The sequence below is a fragment of the Rhizobium leguminosarum bv. viciae USDA 2370 genome, from assembly GCF_002008365.1.
GTDB lineage: Bacteria > Pseudomonadota > Alphaproteobacteria > Rhizobiales > Rhizobiaceae > Rhizobium > Rhizobium leguminosarum.
The window spans coordinates 141,654-167,615 of record NZ_MRDL01000046.1 but is presented as its reverse complement, the minus strand read 5'-3'; the positions used below and the strand labels follow the sequence as shown (position 1 = coordinate 167,615).

At 61.6% G+C, this 25,962-nt stretch carries 21 protein-coding genes and 1 pseudogene; 11 read left to right on the top strand and 11 right to left on the bottom strand.

Annotated features, from left to right (window positions below):
* The 6 genes from BS629_RS22815 to BS629_RS22790 form a co-directional block, all read right to left on the bottom strand.
* Nucleotides 1-1,209 (bottom strand): glycosyltransferase family protein, encoded by a 1,209-nt coding sequence (locus BS629_RS22815; protein WP_018246259.1) that lies wholly within the window; start codon nt 1,207-1,209, stop codon nt 1-3.
* 96 nt (nt 1,210-1,305) lie between these two features.
* Nucleotides 1,306-2,478 carry an ABC transporter permease gene (locus BS629_RS22810; protein ID WP_018246260.1) on the bottom strand — a complete coding sequence of 391 codons (1,173 nt, stop codon included), beginning with the start codon at nt 2,476-2,478 and terminating at the stop codon, nt 1,306-1,308.
* Nucleotides 2,478-3,476: an ABC transporter permease gene (locus BS629_RS22805; RefSeq protein WP_018246261.1), complete on the bottom strand. Its 999-nt coding sequence runs from the start codon at nt 3,474-3,476 to the stop codon at nt 2,478-2,480. The genes BS629_RS22810 and BS629_RS22805 overlap by 1 nt, the downstream gene beginning before the upstream one ends.
* A gap of 4 nt (nt 3,477-3,480) precedes the next feature.
* Nucleotides 3,481-5,388, bottom strand: coding sequence for an ABC transporter substrate-binding protein (locus BS629_RS22800; protein WP_018246262.1), 1,908 nt, complete (start codon nt 5,386-5,388; stop codon nt 3,481-3,483).
* Nucleotides 5,382-7,277 (bottom strand): ABC transporter ATP-binding protein, encoded by a 1,896-nt coding sequence (locus BS629_RS22795; RefSeq protein ID WP_018246263.1) that lies wholly within the window; start codon nt 7,275-7,277, stop codon nt 5,382-5,384. Before BS629_RS22795 ends, BS629_RS22800 begins: the two co-directional genes overlap by 7 nt.
* Before the next feature lie 154 nt (nt 7,278-7,431).
* Nucleotides 7,432-8,775, bottom strand: a complete 1,344-nt coding sequence (locus BS629_RS22790; protein ID WP_026188741.1) for an adenylate/guanylate cyclase domain-containing protein — start codon at nt 8,773-8,775, stop codon at nt 7,432-7,434.
* A gap of 454 nt (nt 8,776-9,229) precedes the next feature.
* Between BS629_RS22790 and BS629_RS22785 the strand changes: the two genes are divergently transcribed.
* Nucleotides 9,230-10,567 carry a nucleotide sugar dehydrogenase gene (locus BS629_RS22785; protein ID WP_018246265.1) on the top strand — a complete coding sequence of 446 codons (1,338 nt, stop codon included), beginning with the start codon at nt 9,230-9,232 and terminating at the stop codon, nt 10,565-10,567.
* Here BS629_RS22785 and BS629_RS22780 read toward each other — a convergent pair.
* Nucleotides 10,557-11,783, bottom strand: a complete 1,227-nt coding sequence (locus BS629_RS22780) for a DUF3095 domain-containing protein (protein WP_018246266.1) — start codon at nt 11,781-11,783, stop codon at nt 10,557-10,559. The genes BS629_RS22785 and BS629_RS22780 overlap by 11 nt on opposite strands.
* A gap of 174 nt (nt 11,784-11,957) precedes the next feature.
* On the opposite strand from BS629_RS22780, the gene BS629_RS22775 reads away from it, so the two are divergent.
* Entirely contained in the window at nt 11,958-12,437 is a 480-nt protein-coding gene (locus BS629_RS22775; protein ID WP_018246267.1) for a class I SAM-dependent methyltransferase, read from the top strand.
* A gap of 76 nt (nt 12,438-12,513) precedes the next feature.
* On the opposite strand, the gene BS629_RS22770 is transcribed toward BS629_RS22775, so the two are convergent.
* Nucleotides 12,514-14,304 (bottom strand): ABC transporter ATP-binding protein, encoded by a 1,791-nt coding sequence (locus BS629_RS22770; RefSeq protein ID WP_018246268.1) that lies wholly within the window; start codon nt 14,302-14,304, stop codon nt 12,514-12,516.
* A gap of 350 nt (nt 14,305-14,654) precedes the next feature.
* On the opposite strand from BS629_RS22770, the pseudogene BS629_RS40570 reads away from it, so the two are divergent.
* Nucleotides 14,655-14,774 (top strand): annotated as a pseudogene (locus BS629_RS40570) (class I SAM-dependent methyltransferase); the annotation flags it as partial.
* A 7-nt stretch (nt 14,775-14,781) separates the two neighbouring features.
* Here the strand turns inward: BS629_RS40570 and BS629_RS22760 are convergent.
* Nucleotides 14,782-15,237, bottom strand: coding sequence for an Rrf2 family transcriptional regulator (locus BS629_RS22760; RefSeq protein ID WP_018246270.1), 456 nt, complete (start codon nt 15,235-15,237; stop codon nt 14,782-14,784).
* Nucleotides 15,238-15,368: 131 nt separating this feature from the next.
* On the opposite strand from BS629_RS22760, the gene BS629_RS22755 reads away from it, so the two are divergent.
* The 8 genes from BS629_RS22755 (at nt 15,369) to BS629_RS22720 (ending at nt 23,233) form a co-directional block, all read left to right on the top strand.
* Entirely contained in the window at nt 15,369-16,274 is a 906-nt protein-coding gene (locus BS629_RS22755) for an NAD(P)/FAD-dependent oxidoreductase (RefSeq protein WP_018246271.1), read from the top strand.
* Between the two features lie 251 nt (nt 16,275-16,525).
* A complete protein-coding gene (locus BS629_RS22750; RefSeq protein WP_018246272.1) occupies nt 16,526-16,972 on the top strand; it encodes a DUF805 domain-containing protein in 447 nt (148 codons plus the stop codon).
* Nucleotides 16,973-16,975: 3 nt separating this feature from the next.
* Nucleotides 16,976-17,731, top strand: a complete 756-nt coding sequence (locus BS629_RS22745; RefSeq protein WP_018246273.1) for a hypothetical protein — start codon at nt 16,976-16,978, stop codon at nt 17,729-17,731.
* Complete coding sequence (locus BS629_RS22740; RefSeq protein WP_077988513.1) at nt 17,724-18,998, top strand: hypothetical protein; 1,275 nt, start codon at nt 17,724-17,726, stop codon at nt 18,996-18,998. The genes BS629_RS22745 and BS629_RS22740 overlap by 8 nt, the downstream gene beginning before the upstream one ends.
* Nucleotides 18,985-19,941 carry an AAA family ATPase gene (locus BS629_RS22735; RefSeq protein ID WP_018246275.1) on the top strand — a complete coding sequence of 319 codons (957 nt, stop codon included), beginning with the start codon at nt 18,985-18,987 and terminating at the stop codon, nt 19,939-19,941. The genes BS629_RS22740 and BS629_RS22735 overlap by 14 nt, the downstream gene beginning before the upstream one ends.
* Nucleotides 19,942-21,261, top strand: a complete 1,320-nt coding sequence (locus tag BS629_RS22730; RefSeq protein ID WP_018246276.1) for a DUF58 domain-containing protein — start codon at nt 19,942-19,944, stop codon at nt 21,259-21,261. It begins immediately after the preceding gene.
* A complete protein-coding gene (locus BS629_RS22725) occupies nt 21,261-22,337 on the top strand; it encodes a stage II sporulation protein M (RefSeq protein WP_018246277.1) in 1,077 nt (358 codons plus the stop codon). The genes BS629_RS22730 and BS629_RS22725 overlap by 1 nt, the downstream gene beginning before the upstream one ends.
* Complete coding sequence (locus tag BS629_RS22720) at nt 22,334-23,233, top strand: RDD family protein (protein WP_018246278.1); 900 nt, start codon at nt 22,334-22,336, stop codon at nt 23,231-23,233. The genes BS629_RS22725 and BS629_RS22720 overlap by 4 nt, the downstream gene beginning before the upstream one ends.
* Before the next feature lie 30 nt (nt 23,234-23,263).
* Here BS629_RS22720 and BS629_RS22715 read toward each other — a convergent pair whose 3' ends face one another.
* Together BS629_RS22715 and BS629_RS22710 are read right to left on the bottom strand one after the other, a co-directional pair.
* The gene (locus BS629_RS22715; RefSeq protein ID WP_018246279.1) at nt 23,264-24,142 is read right to left on the bottom strand and encodes an FkbM family methyltransferase; all 879 of its coding nucleotides are present in this window, start codon (nt 24,140-24,142) and stop codon (nt 23,264-23,266) included.
* Nucleotides 24,142-25,860: an adenylate/guanylate cyclase domain-containing protein gene (locus BS629_RS22710; RefSeq protein WP_018246280.1), complete on the bottom strand. Its 1,719-nt coding sequence runs from the start codon at nt 25,858-25,860 to the stop codon at nt 24,142-24,144. Before BS629_RS22710 ends, BS629_RS22715 begins: the two co-directional genes overlap by 1 nt.
* Nucleotides 25,861-25,962: the final 102 nt, after the last annotated feature.

Below are 25,962 nucleotides of genomic sequence, written 5' to 3'. Positions count from 1 at the left end.
CTATTCCGCGCCGACGAGGGAAAGGTGGCTGCCGCGGCCGTCGATCCACCGGCCGACGGTCTGCGAGATATGGTCCAGCCCTTCGAGACGCATATTGCCGCCGCTCTTCGACGGCGGCTGGCGGAAGGGCAGGCGCTTCAGCGCTTCGGCCATGATGGTGGGGTCGACCGACTGATCCGGCAGCAGCATGTCGACGAGGCCGAGCTCGCTTGCCCGCTGGGCGCGCAGCAGTTGTTCCTCGCGTGGCTTGACGCGCGGCACGATGAGGGCCGGCTTGTCGAAGGAGAGGATCTCGCAATAGGTGTTGTAGCCGCCCATGGCGACGACGCCGGTGGCGCTGTCGATCAGCTCTTCCATGTGGTTGTCGAACTCGATCACCTCGATATAGGGGATCGCTTCTCCCTTCTGCACCAGCTTGGCCCGCTCGGCGGCCGGCATATAGGGACCGAGCACGACGAGCGCCTTCTGCGTCAGCGTCGGGTCGGCCTCGTAGGCGTTCATGACGTCGTGGACGAGATCGGAGCCGTCGCCGCCACCACCAGTCGTGACGAGGATGTAATTATCCTTGCGGGCGTTGATTGAGGTCTTTCCCCTGGAGACGCTGCGCTGCAGGAAGCCGACGAAATCCATCTTCCGGCGCAGGCTGGCCGGCACGTCGAGGCCGATCAGCGGATCGTAGAAATCCGGCGGACCATAGACCCAGACGCTGTCGTAATATTGGTCGATCTTCTGCATGATGCTGTTCTTCTTCCACTCGGCCTCGAGCAGATGCGGCGCGTCCATGATCTCGCGCAGGCCGAGCACCAGGACGGTACCGCGAGCCTTGAGATAAGCCAACGTATCCTCGACCTCGCCCTTCAGCCCCATCGGTTCCTTGTCGACGATGAAGATATCTGGCTGGAAGGTCTCGGCCGTGTGGCGAATGCTCGACTCGCGCATCTTCAACGTCTCGTGCAGGTCGATATGGCTGGCAAGCGACGTATATTCGCCGTTGCGCAGCTTGATGACGCTCGGGATCTTCACGAAGTCGACGCGGGCGCGGTAGTCGAAGGCGCCGGCGATCGTGGCACCCGAAATGATCAGAATGTTGAGGCCGCGATAATCCTCCACCAGCGCATGGGCGATGGCGCGACAGCGGCGCAGATGGCCGAGACCGAAGGTGTCGTGGCTGTACATGAGGATGCGCGCATCTTCGAGACGTCTGGACATGGGCATCCCTTCTGGGGTGAGCGACATACTTAGTGCCCCCACCGTCGGGAGGCCAAGAGGAGGGGGCGGTGCCGTGACGTACCGCCGCATTTCCTGCTATTTGTAGGGATCTGCCGCATCACGCAAGCCGTCTCCCAGAAAGTTGAACGCCAAAATGACAAGAACAACAGGAATGATCGGATAGAGCAGCCATGGATAGAAGGCGATGACGCTGACGCTTTTTGCCTCGGTCAGCAGAATGCCCCAGCTGGTGATCGGCGGACGAAGGCCGAGGCCTAGGAAGGAGAGCGCGGTCTCTCCAAGGATCATGCCGGGGATGGAAATCGTCGCCGAAGCGATGAGATGCGACATGAAGCCCGGCACCAGATGTCGGCCGATGATGCGCGGCGTGCTGGCGCCCATCAGCTGTGCGGCCTGGACATAATCCTCCTCACGCAGCGCCAGGAGTTTGGAGCGCACGGCACGCGCCAGCCCCGTCCAGTCGATGATGCCGAGGATGACGGTGATGCCGAAATAGATGACGATCGGGCTCCACGTCACCGGCATGATGGCTGCCAGCGCCATCCAGAGCGGCAGGCTCGGCAGCGATTGCAGCACTTCGATCAGGCGCTGGACGATGAGATCGAAAATGCCGCCGCGATAACCGGCAAGGCCGCCGATGATGATGCCGAGCACGAAGCTGATCGAAATGCCAATCAGACCGATCGTCAGCGATATCCGCGCGCCGTAAAGGATGCGCGACAGCACGTCGCGGCCGAGCCGGTCGGTGCCGAGCAGGAACATCTGCCCGCCGATCGCCGGGCAGACAAGATGATAGTTCGAGGCGACAAAGCCCCAGAATTTATAGCCATCGCCGCGGCAGAAGAAACGAATCGGCTGCACGTCATTCTTCTTGTCGGTATAGACCCGGTGGAGCGTGTCGATATCGAGCGTCATGCTCCGGCCGTAGACGAAGGGACCGACGAAGCTGCCCTTGTCGAAGAAGTGGACGCGCTGCGGCGGTGCATGAATGAAATCGACATTGCGCGTGTGCAGGCCGTAGGGCGCCAGGAACTCGACGATCAGGATCATCAGGTAGACGGCGGCGAGAAAGATGCCGGAGATCAAAGCGAGCCTGTGCTGCTTGAACTTCCACCACATCAGCTGCTTTTGCGAGGCGAGATGGATGCGCGATTGCGCTGCCGTCATGCTTTCGGTCGCGTGCGGATCGAAAGGAGCGGTCGAGACGTAATGCGCAAGCGGCGCGCCGGGTGCGGGAAGGGGCGACATTATTTGGTGCTCCTGCCTTGCAGACGGATGCGGGGATCAAGGAAGCCGAGTGCGATGTCTGAGATCAGCACGCCGATGACATTGAGGAAGGCCAGGAACATCAGGAAGGAGCCGGCGAGATACATGTCCTGGCTCTGAAGTGCCTTGATGAGCATCGGCCCCGTCGTCTCCAGCGACAGCACGATCGCGACGATCTCGGCGCCCGAGATGATCGACGGAAGGATCGAGCCGATATCGGCGACGAAGAAGTTGAGCGCCATGCGCAGCGGGTATTTTAGCAGCGCCTTGAGGGGCGGCAGGCCCTTGGCGCGCGCGGTGACGACATATTGCTTCTGCATCTCGTCGAGCAGGTTCGCGCGCAGCCGCCGGATCATGCCGGCCGTGCCTGCCGTGCCGACGATGATGACCGGGATCCAGAGGTGAGAGAGGATCGATCGTGCCTTCTCCCAGCTCATCGGCGCCGAGATATATTGCTGGTCCATCAGGTGCCCGATCGAGATGCCGAACCAGATATTGGCGAAATACATCAGGATCAGAGCCAGCATGAAATTCGGAATGGCGATGCCCATCAGGCCGAGGAACGTCAGCCCGTAGTCACCCCAGCTGTATTGGTGCGTGGCCGAATAGATGCCGATCGGAAATGCGATCAGCCAGGTGAGCAGGATCGTCGTGAAGGAGACGAGCATCGTCAGCCAGAGGCGGTCGCCGACCACGTCGGAGACCGGCAGCTGATATTCGAAGGAGTACCCGAAGTCACCGTGCAGCATGCCGCCGACCCAGTAAAAATAGCGCACGATCTCCGGCTTGTCGAAGCCGTATTGCTGGCGCATCTCCTCGATTTCCTGAAGGTTGGCGGTCTCACCGGAGGCACGCAGCTCGGCGATCTGGCTCTCGAAGAAGTCGCCCGGCGGCAGCTCGATGATGGTGAAGACCAGCGCCGAAATGACGAAGAGCGTCGGCACCATGGCGGCGATGCGCCAGAGAATATATCTGAGCACGGCCTCAGGCCTCCTTATACCAGAATGCATCCGGCATATAGACGCCGAGATAGGAGGTGGGATCGAAGCCGTAGAGCGCTTTCTCCGGCAGGTTTTGCAGTTTGGCGGCGCGAAGAACCGGCTGCAGCGTGCTGTTGATCAGGCCGATCGAAAATACCTGCTGCGTATAGAGCGACAGCATCTTATGCCAGATCACCTGGCGCTCCTCGAATTTCGCCGTCGAGCCCCATTGGCTAAGCAGGTCGACCAGTTCCGCAGCCTCCGGCAGATCCGGTGCAACGCCCTCCTGGCCCGCGGAGAGGTAATGCATGCCCCAGAGCGGCCATTGCAGCTGATCGTCGAGTGTTGGCGCAAGGCCTGCGGGCGACATGTCGGCCGTCGGCACGCCATTGTCGAGGCCGTACCAGATCGACATCATGATCGAACCGCTCATCGCGCGGTTGCGGAAGACGTCGCGCTGCGAGGTGCGGGTATAAAGCGCAAGGCCGATATTGGCCCAGTGGTCGTGCACCAGCTCCAGCACATCGGTGTCGAGATTGCTCTCGCCGGCGGTCTCGACGGTGATCTCGGCGCGCCGCCCGTCGGGCAGCAGCCGGATGCCGTCGTCGTCGCGCTTGGTCAAGCCGAGCTCGTCAAGCAGGCGGTTGGCCTCGTCGGGATCGAACTTCACGAAGGCGTCGGCATATTCCTGCTTGAAGAGCGGGCTGTCGGGCAGGACGGTATCGGCGCTTGGCGTGCCGAGGCCGTAGAAGGCCACCATGTTGACCTCGTGCCGGTCGATCGCCAGCGACAAAGCGCGGCGCAGGCGCACATCGCGGAAGAGGCCGCGCCACACCTCGTCGGCACAGTTGAGGTTCGGCAGCAGCGTGATGCGCGAGCCGCGCGCGAGCTTCCAGAGATTGACCTTCACCGGGAAGCGCTTCTCGGCCTCCTTCAGGAAGGTGTAGTCGTTGAAATCGATGCCGGTTACCTGCAGGTCGGCTTCGCCTGCACCCGCCTTGGCGGCGATGATCGACGACGAGGAGACGTTGAGGATGAAACGGTCGAGATAGGGAAGCTGCCGGCCGGTCTCGTCGATGCGGTGGAAGAACGGGTTGCGCTCGAAGACGAACTGCTCGGACGGCAGCGGCGTCGTATTGCGCCAGGGATCGAGCGTCGGCAGGTTCGGATTTTCCGGACGGTAGGAACGCGCCATCTTGATGTGCAGATCCTGCCATTTCTTGACGCGGTAGGTCTTCATCAGCTCGTCCATCTTCGCCTGGTCCGGCTGGAATTTCTTGTGGAACTGCTTGAGATAATGACCAGGGCCGAAGATGACGAGCGGCTGGGGGCCTGCCAATGTCGGCAGGAACATCGGGTTGGGTTTTTCCCAGGTGTAGCGCACGGTCAGCGGATCGAGCATCTCGAAGCGCGGCAGGCTGCCGTGCGGACGAAGCTCCAGCGCGCCGCCGCCGGGCGTCAGCTTGTCGTTCAGGATGACGTCTTCCCACCAGTAGCGGAAATCGTCGGCCGTGAACGGCTGGCCGTCGGACCATTTATGGCCCTCGCGCAGCGTGAAGGTGAAGACCGTGTCGTCTTCGGACTGGAAACCGGCCAGAATATCCGGCTGAAATTGCAGGTGCTTGTTGTAGCCGACCAGGCGGGCATAGCCGTAGATCGTCATGAAGCGGATGTCGCGCTGGCTGCCGATGATCGTGCGCACCGTGCCGCCGTAGGCACCGGGTTCGAGCCCCATCTCTTTCAGATTGACGATGCGTGGGCGCAGCGGAATGCGCTCGGCCATCGGCGGCAGGCTGCCTGATGTCAGCCGCTCCTTCAGGAATTCGGGTTCGGCGGCTTGTTGTGCCCTCAACACCGCGGGCGCGATCGCCGCACCGACGAGGCCGCCCAGGAATGTGCGACGCGTCACCATCCACGCAACTCCTTGGCATCGGCGCCCTTGCGGGCGCGCACCAGATGGCCGTCGCCGAGGTCGGCATAGGCAAGTTCGGAAGCGTCGTCATGCTCGGCGGTGAAGGTCACGCCCCAGTTCTGCTTGTCGGCGGCGCCGTTTTCCCTGAGCGCCTTGAAATCGAGCGGTCGGTCGAGATCGGGGAAGGGGACGGCGGCAAGCAGCGATTTCGTATACGGGTGCACCGGATCGCGCAGGATGATCTCGCGCGGCGCGATTTCGACGATGCGGCCCTTACACATCACGGCGATGCGGTCGGCCATGTAATCGACGACGGCGAGATTGTGCGAAATGAAGAGATAGGTAAGCCCCAGCTCCTTCTGCAGGTCCTTCAACAGGTTGAGGATCTGCGCCTGCACGGAGACGTCGAGGGCCGAAACCGGCTCGTCGAGGATGACGAGCTTCGGGCCGAGCGCGAGTGCGCGGGCGATGCCGATGCGCTGGCGCTGGCCGCCCGAAAAACTGTGCGGGTAACGGCTGAGATAACGTTTGTCGAGGCCGATTGCCGCCATCAATCCTTCGACCTTGCGCTTGCGCTCGTCACTGTCGCCGCGGTCATGGATCTCGAGCGGTTCGCTCAGGATGTTGCGCACCGTCATGCGCGGCGAGAGCGAGGAGACCGGATCCTGGAACACCATCTGGATCTTGGTCCGCATGTCCTGCAGTTCGGAGCCTTTGACCGAGAGGACGTCGACGACCTCCTTGCCGTCGTTGAACACCACGGCGCCGCTGTCCGGCGTGATGGCGCGCATCAGGATCTTGCTGAGCGTCGTCTTGCCACAGCCGGACTCCCCGACCAGGCCAAGACATTCGCCGCGGCGGATGTCGAAGCTGACGTCGTCGACGGCGCGCAGGACGGTGGCTTCGTGCTTGCCGAAGAAACTGCGCTTGCGCGTCTTGTAGGTCTTCGAGAGATTGGCGACGGAAAGCAGGATACCCGGCGCCTCTGCCTGGCGCGGCTTCTTCATGCCGACAAGGGCTTCGAGATTGACCTTCACATCGCGCAGCGCTTTCAGCCGCTCGCCGGGTTTCATGTCGAAATGCGGAACAGCGGCCATCAGCCCCTTGAGATAGGGATGCTGCGGATTGCGGAAGATATCCTCGACCGGCCCGGCCTCCATGATCTCGCCGTGATAGATGACGACCACCTCGTCGGCCATGTTGGCGACGATGCCGAGATCGTGGGTGATGAGCAGCATCGCCATGCCGAGCTTGGCCTGCAACTCGCGGAGCAATTCGAGGATCTGCGCCTGGATCGTCACGTCGAGCGCCGTCGTCGGCTCGTCGGCGATCAGAAGGGCCGGCTTGCAGATCAGCGCCATGGCGATCATCGCGCGCTGGCGCATGCCGCCGGACAGTTCGAACGGATACATGTCGTAGGTTCGATGCGGGTTCGAAAACCCGACCAGGCCGAGCATCTCCTCGGTCTTTTCGCGCGCTTCTTGCTTGTCGGTTTCGGTGTGGATCAGGAGCACTTCGCTGATCTGATTGCCGATCGTATGCAGCGGCGAGAGCGAGGTCATCGGCTCCTGGAAGATCGTCGCCATGCGCCGGCCGCGCAGGTCGCGCATTTCCTCGCTGTCGCGCGGAAAGGACAGGATGTCGGTCGTGCTGCCGTCGAGCGGATCTGTGAAGAGGATGCGGCCGGTAGCCTTGGCCGGATTGGGCAGGATGCCCATGACCGACTGGCTGATCACCGATTTTCCGGAGCCGGATTCACCGACGAGAGCGGTGACTTTGCCCGGAAGAATGCGAAGATTGGCTTCTTTTACGACGCGTAACCGGTCACCGAAAACCGAGAAGGAGACGTCGAGATTTTCAATACGCAACAGATCGGCTGCAGACGCCATACCAATGAAATTCCCCAGTCTTCTATGTTCCCGTTAAGGCACACTATCGTACCGCAAACGGGGTGTCTAGCTGATGACAATCATAGAAAAACCAGCATGTCCCGCCGAAGTTCCCCAGGCGAGACGCGCAGATTATGAGAGGGGTTCTAAGCTGTTACTGGATGAATTTCTCCATGCTGGTGCGCGTGACCTGTTTCTTGGCGTCGCGATGCAGGAGAATGACCTGCTCGGCTTCTGAAAGTCCGTTCTGCACGGCCTCGCGGAAGCTCTCGTCGACATTGATTGCTGGCGCGGGCGCGCGCGGCTGCAGCACCGTCACTTTCTGGCGGATGCCGCGCAGCTTCTCCTCGCCGAGCGTCGTCCACTCGCCGCCGCAATAACCGGCGAAGGCCTGGCTGGCGACGACCTCGCGGCCGTATTTCTTGGTCAGGATCTGCAGACGCTGGACCTCGTTGACCGCCGAGCCGAAGGCGGAGAAGGTCAGGCGGTCCTTGAGGCCGACATTGCCGAACATGACATTGCCGACATGCAGGCCGATGCCGTAGCCGACCCTGGACAGGCCTTTCTGCTCGCGGTCCCTGTTGAGCTCGGCGACCCGCGCCTGCGCCTGGTGGACAGCCGAAAGCGCTGCCTCGCAGGCAATCTTCGATGGGTCCTTGTGGCGCCCGCAAGGATAGACGGCGAGGAAGCCGTCGCCGAGGAAACTCAGGATCTCGCCGCCATTGCGGTTGAATGGGGCGGCGATCGCATCGAAGAACTGGTTCAGCGTGTCGATATAGGCCTGCCGGCCTTCCTTTTCGGCATACATGGTGGATTCGCGCATGTCGCCCATGACGAGGGCTGCGCGGATCGTCTCACCGTCGCCGCGGCGGATCTGGCCGTTCAGCACCCGCTTGCCGGCGTCGCCGCCGAGATAGGTGGTCAGCATGTTGTTGGCGAGCTTGCCGAGCACCGCCATCTTGGCGGCGACCGCCAGATGGTTCTGCATCCTGAGCAGCGCATCGATCATGTCGTCGGAAAAGCCGGTGTTATGGTCCGTCGACCAGGAACCCATCATGCCCTGCACCGAGCCGTCGCCGAAGGGCTGCACGAAGGCCAGGTAGTCGGTGATGCTGTCCTTACGCAGGTCTTCGAAAATGGGAAATTCGTTCGGCCCATCCTGCAGCAGCCGGCGGCGGATGTGCTGCAGATTGTTGTCGAGCAGGTAGTAATAGGGGCTCTGCAGGAAGCGATCCGGCTTTTGCCCGGCGGGCATACGGAAGCCTTCGATGGTGACGCCGCTGGCGCGCCGCCAGGTGAAGCTGAGCGCATCGTAGAGCGGATGCAGCATCGAAAAGGAAAGATGCACGCGCGCAAGCGGCAGGCCTGCAGCCGTGAGCCTTTCGCAGAAACCACGGACGATATTTTCAAGCTCGTCTCCGGCCAGCGAAGAGTTCGTCAGCCATTCAGCGACCCGGTCCAACAGGATGGAGGACACGCTGGATTCGATCGTGCTCATTCTCGGTATGATCCTCATAAGGCACGCCATCCCCAAGAGCCAAAAGTCCCTCGGCCGGCACATTTTCATGCGCAGGTCACAAGGAAATCAGGATGTACGAGCGGTATTATTGTGTCAACGGATCTGCCGAAAGCCCGGCAGCGGCGCCCCTCAGCTCCCCATATCGGGGGATCGGACGGGTTGTCCTTTCCAGGTGGTTCATTATCAAAAGTCAAAATAGGGATGCTGCAAATGCGAAACAATGGGATGCGCAATTTTTTGTGCGCTCAAGTTGCAGCAAGGGCCGTCACCGAGTCATTTCGGCCACACCCGGTCAGCCACATCCGATAAGCATCGCAAGGGGTCGCGGCCGTGTTTTCTGCTCCTCTCGTCAGCGGAGAGACGGAGCCCGGGTTTAATTTGCCCGGATCATGCATTAGATCAGCCTTCTCTTCCCCGTTTGAAAGATCCCGCCTTGGCCTTCTCCTCCTTCGATACGCTTTTGCAGAAGATCGAAACCCGCGCGGCGCGTGCCGGTATCATCGGCCTCGGCTATGTCGGTCTGCCGCTGGCGATGGCGGTGGCGCGCAGCGGCTTTGCGGTCACCGGTTTCGACATCGATCCAGGCAAGATGGTGGCTCTCGATGCCCGCCGGTCCTATATCGACGCGGTGACCGACGCAGCACTTTCCGCTGAGATCGATGCGGGCCGCTTCAAGGCGACGACCGATTTCGCCGGCCTCGACGAGTGTGACGTCATCATCATCTGCGTGCCGACGCCGCTCACCAAGCATCGTGATCCCGATCTTTCCTTCGTCGAGGCGACGTCGCGCTCGATTGCTGCGCACCTGCGCCCCGGTCAGCTCGTCGTGCTGGAATCGACCACTTATCCCGGCACGACCGATGATGTGGTAAAGGTCATTCTCGAACGCACCGGGCTGAAATCCGGCTCGGACTTCTTTGTCGGTTTCTCGCCGGAGCGCGAGGACCCAGGCAACCAACACTATCATACCGCCACCATCCCCAAGGTCGTCGCCGGCGACGGGGCCGAGGCGCTGGCGCTGATGAAGGCCTTCTATGGCGCGGCGGTATCGTCAGTCGTTCCGGTCTCTTCGAATGCGACGGCCGAGGCGGTGAAGCTCACCGAAAACATCTTCCGCTCGGTCAACATCGCCCTCGTCAACGAGCTGAAGACCGTCTATGCGGCGATGGGCATCGACGTCTGGGAAGTGATCGACGCGGCCAAGACCAAGCCCTTCGGCTACATGCCCTTCTATCCCGGCCCGGGTCTCGGCGGCCATTGCATCCCGATCGATCCCTTCTACCTCACATGGAAATCGCGCGAATACGAGCTGCCGACCCGCTTCATCGAACTTGCCGGCGAGATCAATTCGGCAATGCCGCGTCATGTCGTCGGCAAGCTTGCCGAGGCGCTCGACATCCGCGCCGGCAAGGCGCTGAGCCGCAGCAGGGTGCTGGTGCTCGGGCTCGCCTACAAGAAGAACGTCGCTGATATAAGAGAGAGCCCGTCGCTGCGGCTGATCGAGATCATCGAGGAGCGTGGCGGGCGGGCGGATTATCACGATCCCTTCGTCGCCGAGATCCCGCCGACGCGCGAATACCAGGCGCTGAAGGGCCGCAAATCGGTGGCGCTGACGCCGGAGACCATCGCCGGCTACGATGCGGTGCTGGTCGCGACCGACCACGACAAGGTGGATTATGCGACGCTCGCAAAAAACGCCTCGCTGATTGTCGACACGCGCAACGTCTTCAACCGGCTCGGCCTCTCGGCCGATCACGTCATCAAGGCGTGACGGAAACAGCCGAAAGCGACTTGCCGGTGATCTGGCTGGCGGCCACCGCATAACCGCCGGCGGCGCCATCGATGAAATGGATGTGATCGCGCGCGATCGGCGTCGGCACGAAGCAGGTCATCAGCGCTGAGGATTGCCGATGCAGGCCGTAGCGGGCCACACCCTTGGCTTGGGCCTGTTGCAGCAAAGTCTCGATGCGCTTCAGGTGTTCGGCGTCGACGTCGATCGTCATCTTCAGCCCGTCGTCGAACTTGCGGAAATCGGAATTGTCGGCGACGTCGCGCTTGTAGCGGCGGGCATCGAAGCGGCCGAGCGGAATGCCGAGCCTGTAGCACGCGACGGTGATGCCGAGCTGCAGGAAGATGAAGAGCTTCTGCCACAACCGCCGGCTGGGTGGCGCGGTGGCCTTGGCCTCGCGATTGATACCATGCAGCGAGAAGGCAAGGTCCGGACCATCGGCCGGTACCGGATGGCTGTCCCGGTTCTGCTCGGTGGTGATGGCGACGATGCCGCTGACGAGCTCTTGAAATTCCCGGCCTGGCCGGCCTTCGCCGGGCACGGCGATAATCGAGACGATCTCGCCGTTTCTAGCATCGATCGGGCTCCACCGGCAGGAGAGACCGGTGAGATCCGGGCGGGTTCCAGCGGGCGCGCGGGCAATGCCGTAACGGCCGAGTTTCATCTGTCTTTCGGCCCAGCTGGTGCCGCCGCCCCAGAACATCGCATAGGTGACATAAGGGCTTGCGGAGTAACGTGCGACGCGGACGTCGAGGCCCTCGGCGCGGGTGTCGGCGACCGGCACGATGGCGATGCGCAGCACCAGGTTCAGATCCTCCTCGACCCAGACCTGCGCGGCGGCAAGAGCCTCGCGTGCCGCCGCCTCCAGTGAACCCGGAAGTGCGATCAGCGCGCCGTCGCCGCCGAAGACGAAGGGATAGTCGCCCTTGCCGACGGCATTCAACACCGCTGAAATGACGCTGGCGCCCGCCATGTTGACGTCCTTGTAACGGCCGGCGCCGATCGCCTGCGTCGAGCCGACGATATCGGCGAGCGCCATCACCCATCCATCCGGCAGCGGCCGGTAGTTGGCGGCGTCGGTCACGCCCTCGAATTCGCTGAAGAGCGGCACTTCGGCAAAGAAATCTTCGTCGGTCACGGTTTTCATGTCATCGAGCTTAGCACAGACCCATGTTGCCACTGCAACGCCAATTCCCATTTACGGCAATCGACTTGGCGAGGTTTCATGTGTTAGAGCCTTTTCTGGTTTCCGGGACACTCGGAAACGCTCTATCTTTTTGTTTTTACGCAATTCCGAACGCAAAACCGCTGCCGCACTTTTTGCTGGAATTGCTCCAGGACCGCTAACGATTTCATGACGGATACGGATTAGATGAGCCGCCTCGACAGCTTCATTCGCCGGTTGACGGCTCAACGCGACATTCTGAACTCGATCATCGATCTGGTGGGGGAAATTGAGGGCCCGGTTCTGGAGTTCGGCCTTGGCAACGGCCGCACCTATGATCACCTGCGCGAGAACTTTCCCGGCCGGCGCATTGTCGCTTTCGACTGGGAAGTCCGTTCCTATTCGGCCTCGACACCAGAGGCGCAAGACATGGTCACTGGCAATATCCGCGAGTCCGGCCAGGCCTTCGTCGGCATCGGTGCAGCCCTTGCCCATGCCGATATCGGCACCGGCCATGACGAGGTCGACGCGGTGACACTGACGTGGTTGCCACAGCTGATGGCCGGCGTGCTTGCCCATAACGGCGTCGCCGTCAGCGGGCTGCCGCTGCAGCATCCCGAGCTGGTGGCGCTGCCGCTGCCAGACGGGATCAAGGAAGGCCGTTATTTCCTCTATCGGAGGACGTAAAGGAATCTGCCGCAATTCAAAGTGCTACAGCGTCCTTGCGCGTCTGAAAAGAAGCGGGGCGCTGTAGTGTTTCGGTTCACGCCACCAGACCCTTGGTCAGTTCCAGCGCCTGCCGTTCGAACAGCCGGCGATAGATACCGTTGTTAAGCCGGATCAGCGCCTGGTGGTCGCCTTCTTCAACGATATTTCCCTTGTCGAAGACCAGCAGCCGGTCCAGCGCTCGCACCGTGGACAGCCGGTGCGCGATGACAAGCGTCGTGCGGCCGCTCATCAGGCGTTCCATGGCCTGCTGGATCTGCACTTCGCTCTCACTGTCGAGGCTCGATGTCGCTTCGTCCAGGATCAGCACCGGCGCATCAGCCAGGAAGGCACGGGCAATGGCGACACGCTGCCGCTCGCCGCCCGACAGCTTGACGCCGCGTTCCCCCACCAGTGTCTCATAGCCCTTGGGAAGGTCCATGATGAAGTCGTGGGCGCTCGCCTGTTTCGCTGCGTGCTCGATCTCGCGGCGCGAGGCGTTCGGCCTGCTATAGGCGATGTTTTCCGCCAGCGTGCGGTGGAACAGAATGGGCTCCTGCTGCACGATGGCGATCTGGCCGCGCAGGCTGGATTGCCTAACACCTGCGATATCCTGCCCGTCAATGCGGATTGCGCCCGAGTTCACGTCATAGAGGCGCTGGATGAGCTTGACGAAGGTGGTCTTGCCGGAGCCCGAATGCCCCACCAGGCCCACGCGCTCACCCGGCTTGATGATGACCGAAAAATCCTCATAAAGCGGGGTGGGATGAGCGCCATATTGGAAGGTCACGCGATCGAAGACGATCTCGCCCTCGCCAATCTTGATAGGCTTGGCGTTCGGCTTGTCCTCGATGCCAAGCGGCATCTTGTCGAGCAGCACCAGTTCTTCCATGTCGTTGACGGCACGCTGCAGATTGCGGATGTCCTGGCCGACATTGCGCAGATAGCCTTGCAGAACGAAGAACATGGCCAGCACGAAGGTGATGTCGCCAGGCGTCGCCAGCCCCTGCTGCCACATCACCAGGCCCGTTCCCAAAATACCGGCCTGCATGGAAACCATCATGAAGCCCTGGATCGTGCCGCTCAATGTGCCGCGCTTCCATGTCCGCCGCGTGCGGCTGTCCCATCTGGCCAGCACCTGGCCCAGTCGCGTCTCTTCGCGGCTCTCGGCCCCGAAGGCCTTGACCACCGAATTGCAGCTGATGGCATCCGCCAGTGCGCCACCAAGCTTGGTGTCCCAGGCATTGGCAAGCCTTGCCGCCGGCGACACGAAGCCCATGGAAAGCGCCACGGTGACACCGATATAGATCAGCGAGCCCGCAGCCACGATCAGGCCCATGATGGGCCAGTAGCTGCCGAGCACGATGCTGGCGCCGACCAGCATGACGATGGACGGCAGCAGCGCTACCAGCAGCAGATCGTTAAGCGCGTCGAGCGCCCACATGCCGCGGGTGATCTTGCGCACCGTCGAACCGGCAAAGCTGTTGGCGTGCCAGTCGGTCGAGAACCGCTGCACCTTGTGGAAACCGTTATTGACCACATCCGCCATGGTGCGCAGCGTCAGCCGGATGATGCCGTTGAAGATGAACCAGCGCAGTGCCACGCTGGTCAGGCCCAGAGCCACGACGATGACGAAGGCGCGCAGCGCCCGGTCAGCCGCATTGCCGCCGGCAATGGCATCGACGATCTCGCCTGAGAAAACCGGCACCATGACTTCTGCCAGGGTGCTTGATATCACCAACACGATGATACCGCCCACCAAGACAGGCCGATGGCGCCAATGATGGAAAACAAAGCCGAGCACATGGCGATAGGCATCGGCGCGGAAATCGAGCTTCTTGCGAGTCATTTTAATCGCTCGGCGCCGTGTCGGCGACCGGTCCTCAAAATAGAGAGTTGGATGGCACAGCCCAAGCGGGAGACGAAATGATCCCGTCAGATCAATCGGGCTATGAATTAAGGGAAAACCGCATGTCGGGCGCGCTTAAGGCGGGCCGCGAATGGAAATGACCTAGCGTCGGGACATTCCGCACGGGAAGGTTTCGATGATTGCTGGCATGCAACGCCTCCCTTGTGTTCGAACTAAAGCGGTGAGCGTTTTGTACCGAAGCAATGCGCCATTGCCAAGCGGATTTTTGCAACCTTACGGAAAGTGATGCGGAAACGACACACCTTGTGCGCTTGCCACGAGACGGTTGGGCCGGCGTGCTCGCCCGTAGCGGCGGCGCCGTCGGTGGTCTGCCGCTGGAGCACCCCGAGCTTCTGCCTCTGCCTGCCGACGTGAAGGAGGGCCGTTATTTCCTCTACCGCAGGACGTAATCCCCGCTCAAGAAGCGCAGGAATAGGATGTGGCCGGGAGCGCGGTCAGTTTTGCCTCGAAGTCGGCTGCGATTTTGTCCAGCGTCACGCTGTCCAATCGTCGCAGCAGCAGGGCCTGGGCTTCCTTCATCGCGTCGCCAAGGGCGACATTCACCGCCTGTTCCACAAGGCATTGCGGCTGGTCGTCGGCCGGGCCAATGGCGAAGAGATGCGGTTCGCCGATGGCGTTGTAGACGTCGAGCAGGGTGATCTCGGACAGCGGACGTACCAGCGTCCAGCCGCCGCCATGGCCTTTTTCGGAGCGGACGTAGCCCTGTTCGCGAAGACCGGCCATGGTGCGGCGGACGACGACGGGATTGGTGTTCAGCATTTTCGCAATCATGTCGGAGGTCGAAGCGTGCTGGTGCTTATCCATGTGGATCAGCACGTGCAGCATGCGTGAAAGGCGGCTGTCGTTGCGCATGGTTCTCTTCCTGTCGATCGGGCGGGTCATTATCGCAAGCGGATCGTAACAAGACAAGTAACATGATGCTTGACGGCGCCAGATCATGTAACTTATGTTGAGTCGTGAGTTCCATATCAAGGGAGAGTTCCATGTCGTTCGAAGCCATCGTCATCGGCGGAAACTTCGCCGGCTTGTCGGCAGCGATGCAGCTGGCCCGGGCACGGCGGCGGGTTCTGCTGGTTGACGCCGGCGCGCCGCGCAATCGGTTTTCTGAAGCGTCGCACGGCTTCCTCGGCCAGGACGGCCAAACGCCGGCGGCGATCATGCAAGAGGGAAAGCAGCAGCTTTCGCTTTATCCGACCATCACCATCCGCCAGGGGAAAGTCGTTCGGGCACGGAGGGATGGTGACGCGTTCATTGTCGGCACCGAAGACGGCGGCGAAGAACGAGCCGCGCGCATCGTGCTCGCAACCGGCGTCAGCGACACGCTGCCCGAGATCCCCGGCCTCAAGGAGCGATGGGGCCGCTCCGCGCTGCACTGCCCCTATTGCCACGGTTACGAGGTGGGCGGCGGCAAGCTCGGCGTTCTCGCAAACCATCCGCATTCGGCCCATTCGGCCATGATGATTCCGGACTGGGGAGTAACGACCTTTTTCACCCAGGCGCTATTCGAGCCCGATGAAGAGCAATTGCTGAAGCTGAGCGCCCGGGGCGTTCGGATCGAACGCAGCCCTATCGTCGAATTGTTGGGCGACAATCCGAAGCTCGAGGCCGTTCGCCTCGCCGATGGCCGCGTCGTGCCGCTCGATGCCGTGTTCGTCGCGCCGAAAACGGCAATGGCGAGCCCGGTTGCCGAACAGCTCGGCTGCGCCTTCGACGGCGGCCCGTTCGGGCCGATCATCCGCACCGGTGACAACAAGGAAACCACCGTCAAGGGTGTCTTCGCCGCCGGCGATGCGGCCAGCGCCATGCACAATGCCACACTCGCCTCCGCCTCAGGCGTGCTCGTCGGCGTGCACTGCCATCAATCGCTTGTCATGCAGTTGGGAGCGTAAGGCGGAAACAGCCCGTTAAACGGGTGAAATTCTCCCCAACAGGTCAGGGACCTTCACGTCCACCTTGCGGTCATCGAGGTGAAAATCTCAACGCGTTAAGCATTGCTTTTAAAATAATGACCCGATGCAACCAACTTATTGCAATTTCTACGTTTGAATTGTAGCTGTTTTTCGTCTGAAATGACTGCGAGCAAGAGGATAGTGAGACCGGGGATCACCGCGCTTGCGTCAGCATAAATGGGGGCATTGAAATGGGGTTTACTGAAGCCGTTCGGACTGTTCTAACGCAGAAATATGCAACCTTTTCCGGCAGGGCCTCCCGCTCGGAGTTCTGGTGGTTTCAACTGTTCTATGTGCTTGTAGGGATCGCACTTCTAATCGTGGCCAGTTTGGCCGGTGCCTTTTCCGATATTCAGGATGGACCTTCGTCAGTGTTATTCGCTTTCGGGGCCGTCGGTGGATTGTTCGCGCTTGCAATGTTTTTGCCGCAGATATCTCTTCAGGTTCGCCGCTTCCATGATCGCAACATTTCCGCTTGGTGGTATCTCGCACTGTTCATCCTGAACATGATTCCCGCCGTCGGTTTCATTGCAGGCCTTGCGATGTTGGTGATTTGCGTGCTCAGGGGCACGGAGGGTCCGAACAAGTTCGGGCCCGATCCTCTGCGCCCCGAAGTGAGAGCAGAAGTCTTCGCCTAGAGCATGGTCATCCGCAACCTCGGCCTGCTGGCGGCTTTGTTGCTCGCCGCCTCGGCTCAGTTTTCACTTGCGCAGGCGCAGGGAAGTGACAGTCAGCAGATTGGGGGCGGTGATCATCAAAGGAGCGCCGTCGGAGCCGAATATGCGGCGCAGTGCCAGCAGAATGGATTGCGCTGCACGCTCGTCTATGGCGATGCCTCTCCAAAGGTCGAACCGGCGTCGAATACGACAACATCGTCACCACAACGCAAACCGTTGATGATCCCGCGGGAGCCGGTCGTCAGCGGGTCTCTGGCGGTTGCCGTCGTGCTTGTCGGTCTCATCCTGGTCATCGGCTTGTGGATCCGCTTCGGTAATGGCGGCGTCTTGCTTTCATCGGCCCCACGCGACATCAAGCGGCAGGGGGAGGCGCCGGAAAGCTGGCGCATATCGGCAGCCGAGGCCGAGGAAAAGCCGAGCGACTTCCTGCACCGCATTGCCGCCATGGCGGATCGACGGCAGGCGCTTGTCCTGCTGCTCAGACATTGCCTGCTTCACGCGGCTGACGTGACCGGAACACGGCTTTTCCGTTCGGATACGGAGCGGGCTGTTTTCGCCCGTCTACCGAGCAACATGCCCGACCGCGATCGGCTTGAAAATTTTCTGACCGCAGTGGAGCTCGTTCATTACGGCGGCCGCACGCTCGCGGAAAGCCATTTTAGCGTCCTTCTTACGACCGCGCGCGGCTTGCTATCATCAGGCAGAGTGGCCAATGCGTAACTCGGGCCCTCTTCTGTTTCTGGGGCTGTTGCTTGCGCTGGCGGCGCTGGCAGTCTTTGCGCTGTCGCGCGGCAGCGATTTCGACCGCTCAGCCCTCGGCAACAAGGCGTTGGAATCGTGGCTGCAAGCCAAGGGTATCCCTGTCGTCCGATCCGACCCTCATGTCGCCCGAGCGCGTTCGGAAATCTCGCTGCGCATCATTCCCTTGTCGATACGCCAAGGCGAGACTGTCGCACCTCAGGTAAACGAGGAAGCGGATGATGCAGGCCCGGAAAGTCCGATCCGGGAGTCAAACCGCTATGCCCTGCCAACGCTGATCATTTTGCCGAAGTGGCAGGGCAGCGTTTCAACGGATGGTATTGCCAGCAAATCGAGACTGGTCGATCTCGCCGATATCGGCAGCGAACTCGACAAGATCGGTTATTCAGATTTTGGCTTCGCCCGTAGCAGCACCGATTTTGAAGAGGCGCAGCCGCAGCTGTACCCGGGGCAGCCCATCAGTATCGCCCTCTATCAGGCGCAAACCTTCGAACGGTCGAGCCTCCCGGGTGGTTGGGAGGAGCTCGCGGGCACACCGTCGGGCGCACTGCTCCTGCGTGGCGAGGACGACCCCAACATCTATCTGCTGTCGGATCCCGACCTGTTGAACAATCATGGACTGGCTCTCGCCGATAACGCCTCCTTTGCCGTGTCGCTCGTGACGCTGTTGCGCGGAGCGGGCCAGAAGCGGCCGGCCTATCTGGATACATCAGGCTTGCCTCTGGATAGCAAGAAACCGGCGGATGAGGGCCGGACCTACGAGCGCTCTGCCTCCGATTTCAAGCGGTTTTTCGCCTATCCGCTGTCCGTCATCTGGGGAGTGTTGCTCGTCGTTGCAGCCATTTGTTTCTGGCGCGGCGCCTATCGCTTCGGGCCTGCCTTGAACGAGACATCCGGAAACATCGAGCTGTCGAAGTCTGCCGCGATCGACGCGACGGCGCGTCTGCTGCGCCTGTCGGGCAATGATGGCCGGATGACCGGACAGTTCGTGCTCCATCTGCTTGCGGACAAGGCGCAACTGGTCTTCGGCCCTGGAGCGGGAAACGAGGCGGGCATAGAGCGGCTGTTTCAGCGTCTGGCGCGCCGCGATCAGGCGGCGGCGAAAGCATTGCACTCGTCAGCACAGGCGCTGATCGATCGTGGACATCTGATGACGCGGGCTAATCTGCACCGCAATCTCGAGACATTCAGAAAATCGCTGGGGAGCATTGACCTTGGATCTAGGTGAATTTCGTAATCTTATCGCTGCGGTTCGTGGCGAGATCGGCAAAGCGGTGCAGGGGCAGGATGCGATCATCGATCTCGTCCTGATCTCGATCTTTGCCGGCGGGCATTGCCTGGTCGAAGGTCCGCCCGGCACGGCCAAAACCTTGCTTGCCCGGTCGGTCTCCGCCGCCATGGCGCTGCAATATCGTCGCATCCAATTCACGCCAGACCTGATGCCCGGCGATGTTCTGGGCGTCAATCTCTTCAACTTCCAGACAAATCAGTTCCACCTGACCAAGGGCCCGGTCTTTACCGACATTCTTCTCGCCGATGAGATCAATCGCGCGCCGCCGAAGACGCAATCCGCCCTGCTGCAGGCGATGAACGAGCGGATGGTCACGCTTGATGGAACGGATTATTCCCTGGGGCCGGATTTCTTCGTGCTTGCCACGCAGAACCCGATCGAGCAGCAGGGCACCTATCCCTTGCCCGAAGCACAGCTCGATCGCTTCCTGTTCAAGCTTGTCGTCGATTTTCCCAGCCGCGATACGGAAATTGCCATCCTCTCCAAACACGCGACGCAGGCGCTGAAATCAGACCTGCGCAATGCCGGCATCCGTCCGCTTGTCACGAGTGCCGCACTCGCTACAGGGCGGGCGCTGATCGATGCGATCCATCTGGACAACACGATCCTGACCTACATCGTCGACCTTGTGCGCGCCACGCGCTCCGATCCCGACATTCTCTACGGCGCATCCACCCGCGCAGCCGACGCCGTTGCATCGGCAGTGCGCGTGCGCGCGGCTTTTGAGGGAAGGGACTACGGCTTGCCGGACGATGTCCAGGCGTTGCTGGTGCCCGCCTTGCGCCATCGCATCGTGCTTTCGCCCTCGGCGGAAATTGACGGGCGCACGCCGGACGAGGTGCTGCGCAATATCATGAACCGCGTGGATGCGCCCCGTTAAATGCGGCCGTCCTCCACTCTGATCGCGCTCGTTCTGATATCCGCCGCGGTGACAGTCTTCACCAGCGTGTGGTGGCGCGACATGAGCTATCTCCTACTCCTCATGTGGCTTGCAATCGCAGCGCTCACGGTCGCCGATCTGGTCATCTCCAACTTGGCGGGCAGGATGACGATCGATTTCGATCTGCCGCCGCAAGGCTTTGTCGGCCACACCACCGCGTTCACGGTCGGCGTACGGCCGCAGAAGGGCGTGCTGCCCCGGAAAATCGAAATCCGGCTCGATCTCGCTCTCGAGCTTGTCGTCGACGAAATCAGATGGCTCAACCCTGCATCGGGTGCCGGGGAAGGGGAGGTCAAGGCCTCTCTGGACCTTCATCTGACCCGGCGGGGACGATACGCGGTCAACGAGCTGTGGCTGAAGTGGCCATCGCGATTGAAGCTGCTCGAGATCATCGCGCGCATGCCGGTGGGCAAAGAGATCGCAGTCCAGCCCGACATATCGCCGGTGCTGTCGGGAGCGATCAAGACCCAGATCCTGCCGCTGGAGGCCGGCCAGAAGGATTTGCGGTTGCGTGGCGAGGGATCGGAATTCCACCAGCTGCGGGAATTTGCTAGCGGCATGGATCCGCGCAGCATCGATTGGAAGCGGTCGGCGCGCATGCGCAGTCTCGTCGTGCGCGAGATGCGGGCCGAACGAAACCACCAGATCATCCTCTGCGTCGATTCCGGGCGGCTGATGGGCGAACAGCTTGCCGGCTTCACGAAGCTCGATCGCGCCATCAATGCGGCGCTCGCCATGTGCTGGGGTGCAGGCCTTGCCGGCGATCTCGTCGGCTTCTACAGCTTCGACAGCCGTCCGCGTCTGTTCGTGCCGGCCTTGCCCGGACGAGCGGCCTTTCCGCGGCTGCAGACGGTGTGCGCCGGGCTGCGCTACGAAACCCAGGAGACCAACCATACCTTGGGACTGACCCACCTGTCCGGACGCCTGAAGCGACGGTCGCTGGTTGTGATATTCTCCGATTTCGTCGACACCATCACGGCGGAGCTGATGATCGAGAACATACAGGTGCTCGCCCGGCATCACTTCGTCGTCTATGTCGCCTTGCGCGATCCGATGCTGGGAAAGCTCATCGAACCCGAGGAAACGACGCTCGATGCCGTCGCTCGCTCGGTTGCGGCACGCCAGATCCTTCACGAAAGGCGCGCCGTCATGGAAAAGCTGGCGCGTATCGGCGTGCTTTGCCTCGATAGCACGCCGGAGGCACTGACTTCGGATCTCATTGCGCGCTACATCGAAATCAAATCCCGTGAGATGATATGATGGATATCGGTATCGACGGCAGGATGGATAAGGGTGCGACAGTCGATGTCGGCGCTGTCCAGAACGATACGCTTCGTTCGGCCCGCTTCCGGTTGGAGCGCGAGGCACACTGGCGTCAACTGGACGAACTCGTGACGCGTGCCGAGAAAGGGGGCGCAGCCGCGCTCGGCTATGATGAGGTCCGCAATCTCGCCAGCGGCTACAGGCAGGCGATGAACTCGCTGAGCGTGGCGCGCGATATTTCTCTCGATCGCGCCCTGATTGCCTATCTGGAAAGCCTCTGCGCCCGGGCCTATCTCGTCGTCTACGCCCCGCAGGAAAGCCTGGGCGGCCTGATGAGGCGCCTGCTGTCGCACGGCATTCCCCAGGCCGTGCGTCGCTCGGCCCTACCTTTGTTCATCGGCTTCCTGGCGCTCATTCTGGGGGCGGCTGCCGGATACAGGCTCTGCGCCAACGATCCGAGCTGGTTCTATACCTTGGTGCCGCCGGAGATGGCCGACCAGCGTACGCCTGATGCCTCGACCGACTACCTCCGTTCGACCATCTATGGCGATGAAGGGCATGACAGCGACCGGCTGGCCGCATTTTCCGCCTTTCTCTTTTCCCACAACACGACCATCGTCATCCTGATCTTCACCCTTGGTGTGTTCGTGTCGGTGCCGAGCTTCATCCTGACCTTTTACAATGGTCTGATCCTCGGCGCGTTCTTCGCGATGTTTTATCGCAGAGGGCTGGGCTACGACGTCTTCGCCTGGCTCTCGATCCACGGCGTGACCGAGCTTGCGGCCATCGCCATTGCTTGCGCGGGTGGGGCAAGGCTCGGACTTGCCGTTCTCCTTCCCGGTGCCAGAACACGAAAGGAAGCCTTGCGCCACCAGGCGCATGATGCCGTCAAGCTCGCCATCCTCGCAGGGCTGATGCTTGTCGCGGCAGCCTTCATCGAAGGCTTCCTGCGCCAGCTGATACAGGATCCGACCTGGCGTCTCATCATCGGCTGGGGGATGGGCGTCTGCTGGGTGGGCTGGCTGCTGCTTGCAGGCCGCGAAAGCAAAGCGTCGCGTGAGGCGGTGCGATGAACCGGACAGACAAGGACGGCAAGCGCGTCGAGCAGTTCATCCCGCCGGAGGGCGTCCCGATCACCTTCGCCATTGCCTCGCTCGGAACCCGTTTCGGCGCGCAATTCCTCGACATCGTCTTCACCACAATCATCATATTCATCTGTGCCACCGCCATCATCTTCACAGGCGTGCTGCCTATGACGGCGGAGGCGATGCTCATGGTGCTGCTCGGTTTTTTGGTGCAGATCCCCTATTACATCCTCTCGGAACTCATCTGGAACGGACGCACGCTCGGAAAAAGAATAACGGGCATCCGCGTCATCAATGTGGACGGACGGCGGCTTACGCCGCACCAGGTGACCGCACGCAACCTGATGAAACAGGTGGAGATTTTCGCCCCCATGGGCCTTTTGGCTTCGGTCGACACGCAGTCGGCCTGGGAAAACGGTCTGACGAGCCTCTGGCTTCTGGCGGTCGTCGTCGTTCCCTTTACCAACCGGCGCCGGCAGAGGCTCGGCGACATCATTGCCGGCACCCTGGTGGTCGACACTCCGCGCTCGGTGCTGCTGTCCGACCTCGCGTTGTCCGCCCCCGCCGCCGCGTCGACGCAGGCGGAGTACGAATTCTTGGCCGAGCATCTCGATGTCTACGGCAAATATGAGCTGCAGACGCTGGAGGACGTGCTTCGCGACTCGACAAAGACGTCCAACCATAAAGAGATCGAACAGATCGTGCGCACCATTACCCGGAGGATCCGGTATGAAGACACCGTGAAGCCCGGCCGGGAGCTGCACTTCCTCAACGAGTTCTATTGCGCCCAGCGCGAGCATCTGGAGAGCTTGAAGCTTTTCGGCACGCTTCGCGAAAACAAATATCATGAGCATTCGCGAACAGAGGCGAAGAAACTTGTTTGATGCGACGTCGTTTCCGAAACAACGCGCCTTCTACGGCAAAAACAGCACGTTGTACTGATCGACATCGCCCGGCAGATCCCGCACCTTCATCTCCACCTCGCGGTCCTCGAAGAGGACGAGGCAATCCTCGTAGAAGCCTGATAGCATTGATATGAAGGCTTTCGTTCCCTCTGCTCCGTAGAAGAGCGGCGTGAACTCCATGTAGAGCGGCACGCGGCGGGCAAGCAGCGGCTGCATCGAGCGGCAGGCGACCGGCTCGTAGCCTTCGATATCCATCCAGACGAGGCCGATCGCGGCCGGGTCGATTGAAAGTCCGGCAAGGATCTCCGAGACCGGCTTCACCGGCACGCTGATCTTCCTGTCCGTCGGGCTTTGGCGGATGGCGCTGCTCTTGCCGTGATTGTTGAGGTTGAGGAAAAAGTCGATCTCGCCTTCGCTCTCGCCGGCGGCGCAGTTGACGAGGCGGACCTTCTCCTCCAGCCGGTTCTGGCGAATGTTGAGGGCAAGCAGCGGGAAATTGCGTGGATCGGGCTCGACGCTGACGATCTGAGCGTAAGTGTCGCTCAAGGCGAAATAGACCGTCTGGGTGCCGATATTGCCGCCGATCTCGAGCAGTGTCGCGACCTTTCTGAGCAGGCCGCGCTCGCGCAGGATGACGATCAGCCGGTCAACGGCCTCGCGCTCGAAATGGCCCTTCCGGAAGACCTTGCGGCCAATATAGTCCGAGGGCGAGAAGGTCATCAGATGGTCGCCGGCGTCGACAGTCATCGAGACGACGCGCGGGCCGATATTCTCGATCAGCAGGCGGCGGCCGAAGCGGGTGTCGAAGAAGCGCGAAGCGGCAGCATTGCGCGCCTTGCGCAGGCGGCGGCTCCAGTATTTGGCGGTCAGCCAGGGCTTGCCGGGCATCAGTCTTTTCCTTCGAGCGGTTCTGCCGCTTTCTCTCTCGGAATGACGTAGACCTTCAAGGGCAGGGCCCGGCCGCGCACACTGATTTCACGGCTTTCGATGCCGGCGAGGTCAGCACCCGAAAGGTTCGCTACCGGCTCGGAGATGACGATCGCCGCCTCGAACTCCTTGGCGGCGGTCTCGAGCCGGCTCGCAACATTGACGGTATCGCCAATCGCCGTCATGCTGCGGACCCGGCCGTATCCCATCGTGCCGACGACGGCCGGGCCGGTGTGAATGCCGATGGCGATGCGCAGCGGCAGTGCCAGTTCATCGGCCAGCTCGGCGGCGAGTTTATCGATCTCGGCGACGATCGCTGCTGCCGCGTTGAGCGCCTGGCGGCAGGCTTCCTCCGGCGCGGTATTGAGGCCGAAGAGCGCCATGGCGCCGTCGCCGATGAACTTGTCGAGCCGCCCGCCCGCCTGCTCCACCGCCTTGCCGATGATGGCGAAATAGCGGTTCAGCAGGAAGACGACGTCGAAGGGCAGGCGGGTTTCCGTCAGCGTGGTGAAATGGCGGATATCGACGAAGAGCACGGCGATCTCGCGTTCGCGGCCGGGGCTTGTCTCCTGGCTGTTGGCGGGAAGCGCAGCCTCGATCGCCGGCACGAGAAGCGGCGCGACGGCAACGTCGCGGTTCGGACGAAGCTGGCAGGCGAGCCGGACATCCGGGCCGGCATTGATGCGCTTCAGGGTCGTCTGTTCCATCTTGTCCGGGGCAGGCAGGCTTTCGTAATCGCCGAGGATCTGCACGCGGCAGGTGGAGCACTGGCCCTTGCCGCCGCAGACGGCATAATGCGGCAAGCCGCCGAGCCGGCTCGCTTCCAACACCGAGAAGCCGCGTGGCACACGGATCACCTCGCCGCCCGGATAATTCACGGCAACCTGGTCGAGCCGCTCCTTCAGCCTGCGCCGGGCGCGGGCGACGACGACGATGAGCAGCGAGGCCGAGAAGGCGCCGTAGAGCCCGGCACGGATCATGGCGACCTGACGGTGAACGTCCGGGTTCGAGGCGTAACGGGTGTTGACGCCCTCCTTGTAAGCGCTGACCGTCATTGACTGCTGGTAGGACGGGTCGGCGAGTGTCCGGCCCATTTCGACGAAACCGAGCAGCGCGAGCACCGGCACGAGGATGGCGAGCGCCAGCATGAGCGGTGCGAAGTCCGGGTACCAGGAGCGGTAGCGCAGCCAGAAATGGATGCCGATGCAGCCGTGGATCCAGACGGCGACGACGGCGAGCCCCTGCCGCGCGCCGTTTGCCGGATTCCGGATCCACAGCGAACCGACGACCGTCTCGTAATCATCGATGTAGCCGTAGAACTCGTGGGCGATGCGCGTGCCGATAACATGATCCATAAGCAGCAGCGGGATCATCAAGCCGAGCACGATCTGCGCCATTTCCCCCTTCGGCATGACCAGGCTGCGACGCATATAGATGGCGCGCAGTACCAGCGCGATATGGATGAGGACCGACGAATAGAAGACGGCGGTCCCCAGGGGATTGCGCCAGATCGCCAGGAAGAGATGGGCGGCTTTATCGGCGGCGGCGACGGAAATCAGGCCAATCGCGTGGTTCGACAAATGCAGCACGACGAAGATGAAAATGACGAGGCCGGAACCGAGCCTCGCCCTTCTGATCGTCCGTTCCGAAAAAATCCCTGTGGCCGAGACCGTCGTCATTCATTCCCGTTCTTGTCGATGTAACCGCACGCCCATAGAGATTGGGAAAGAGGCGGAATTGCTTCGATCGCGATCACATTCCATATGCTTATGCGCAAGTTT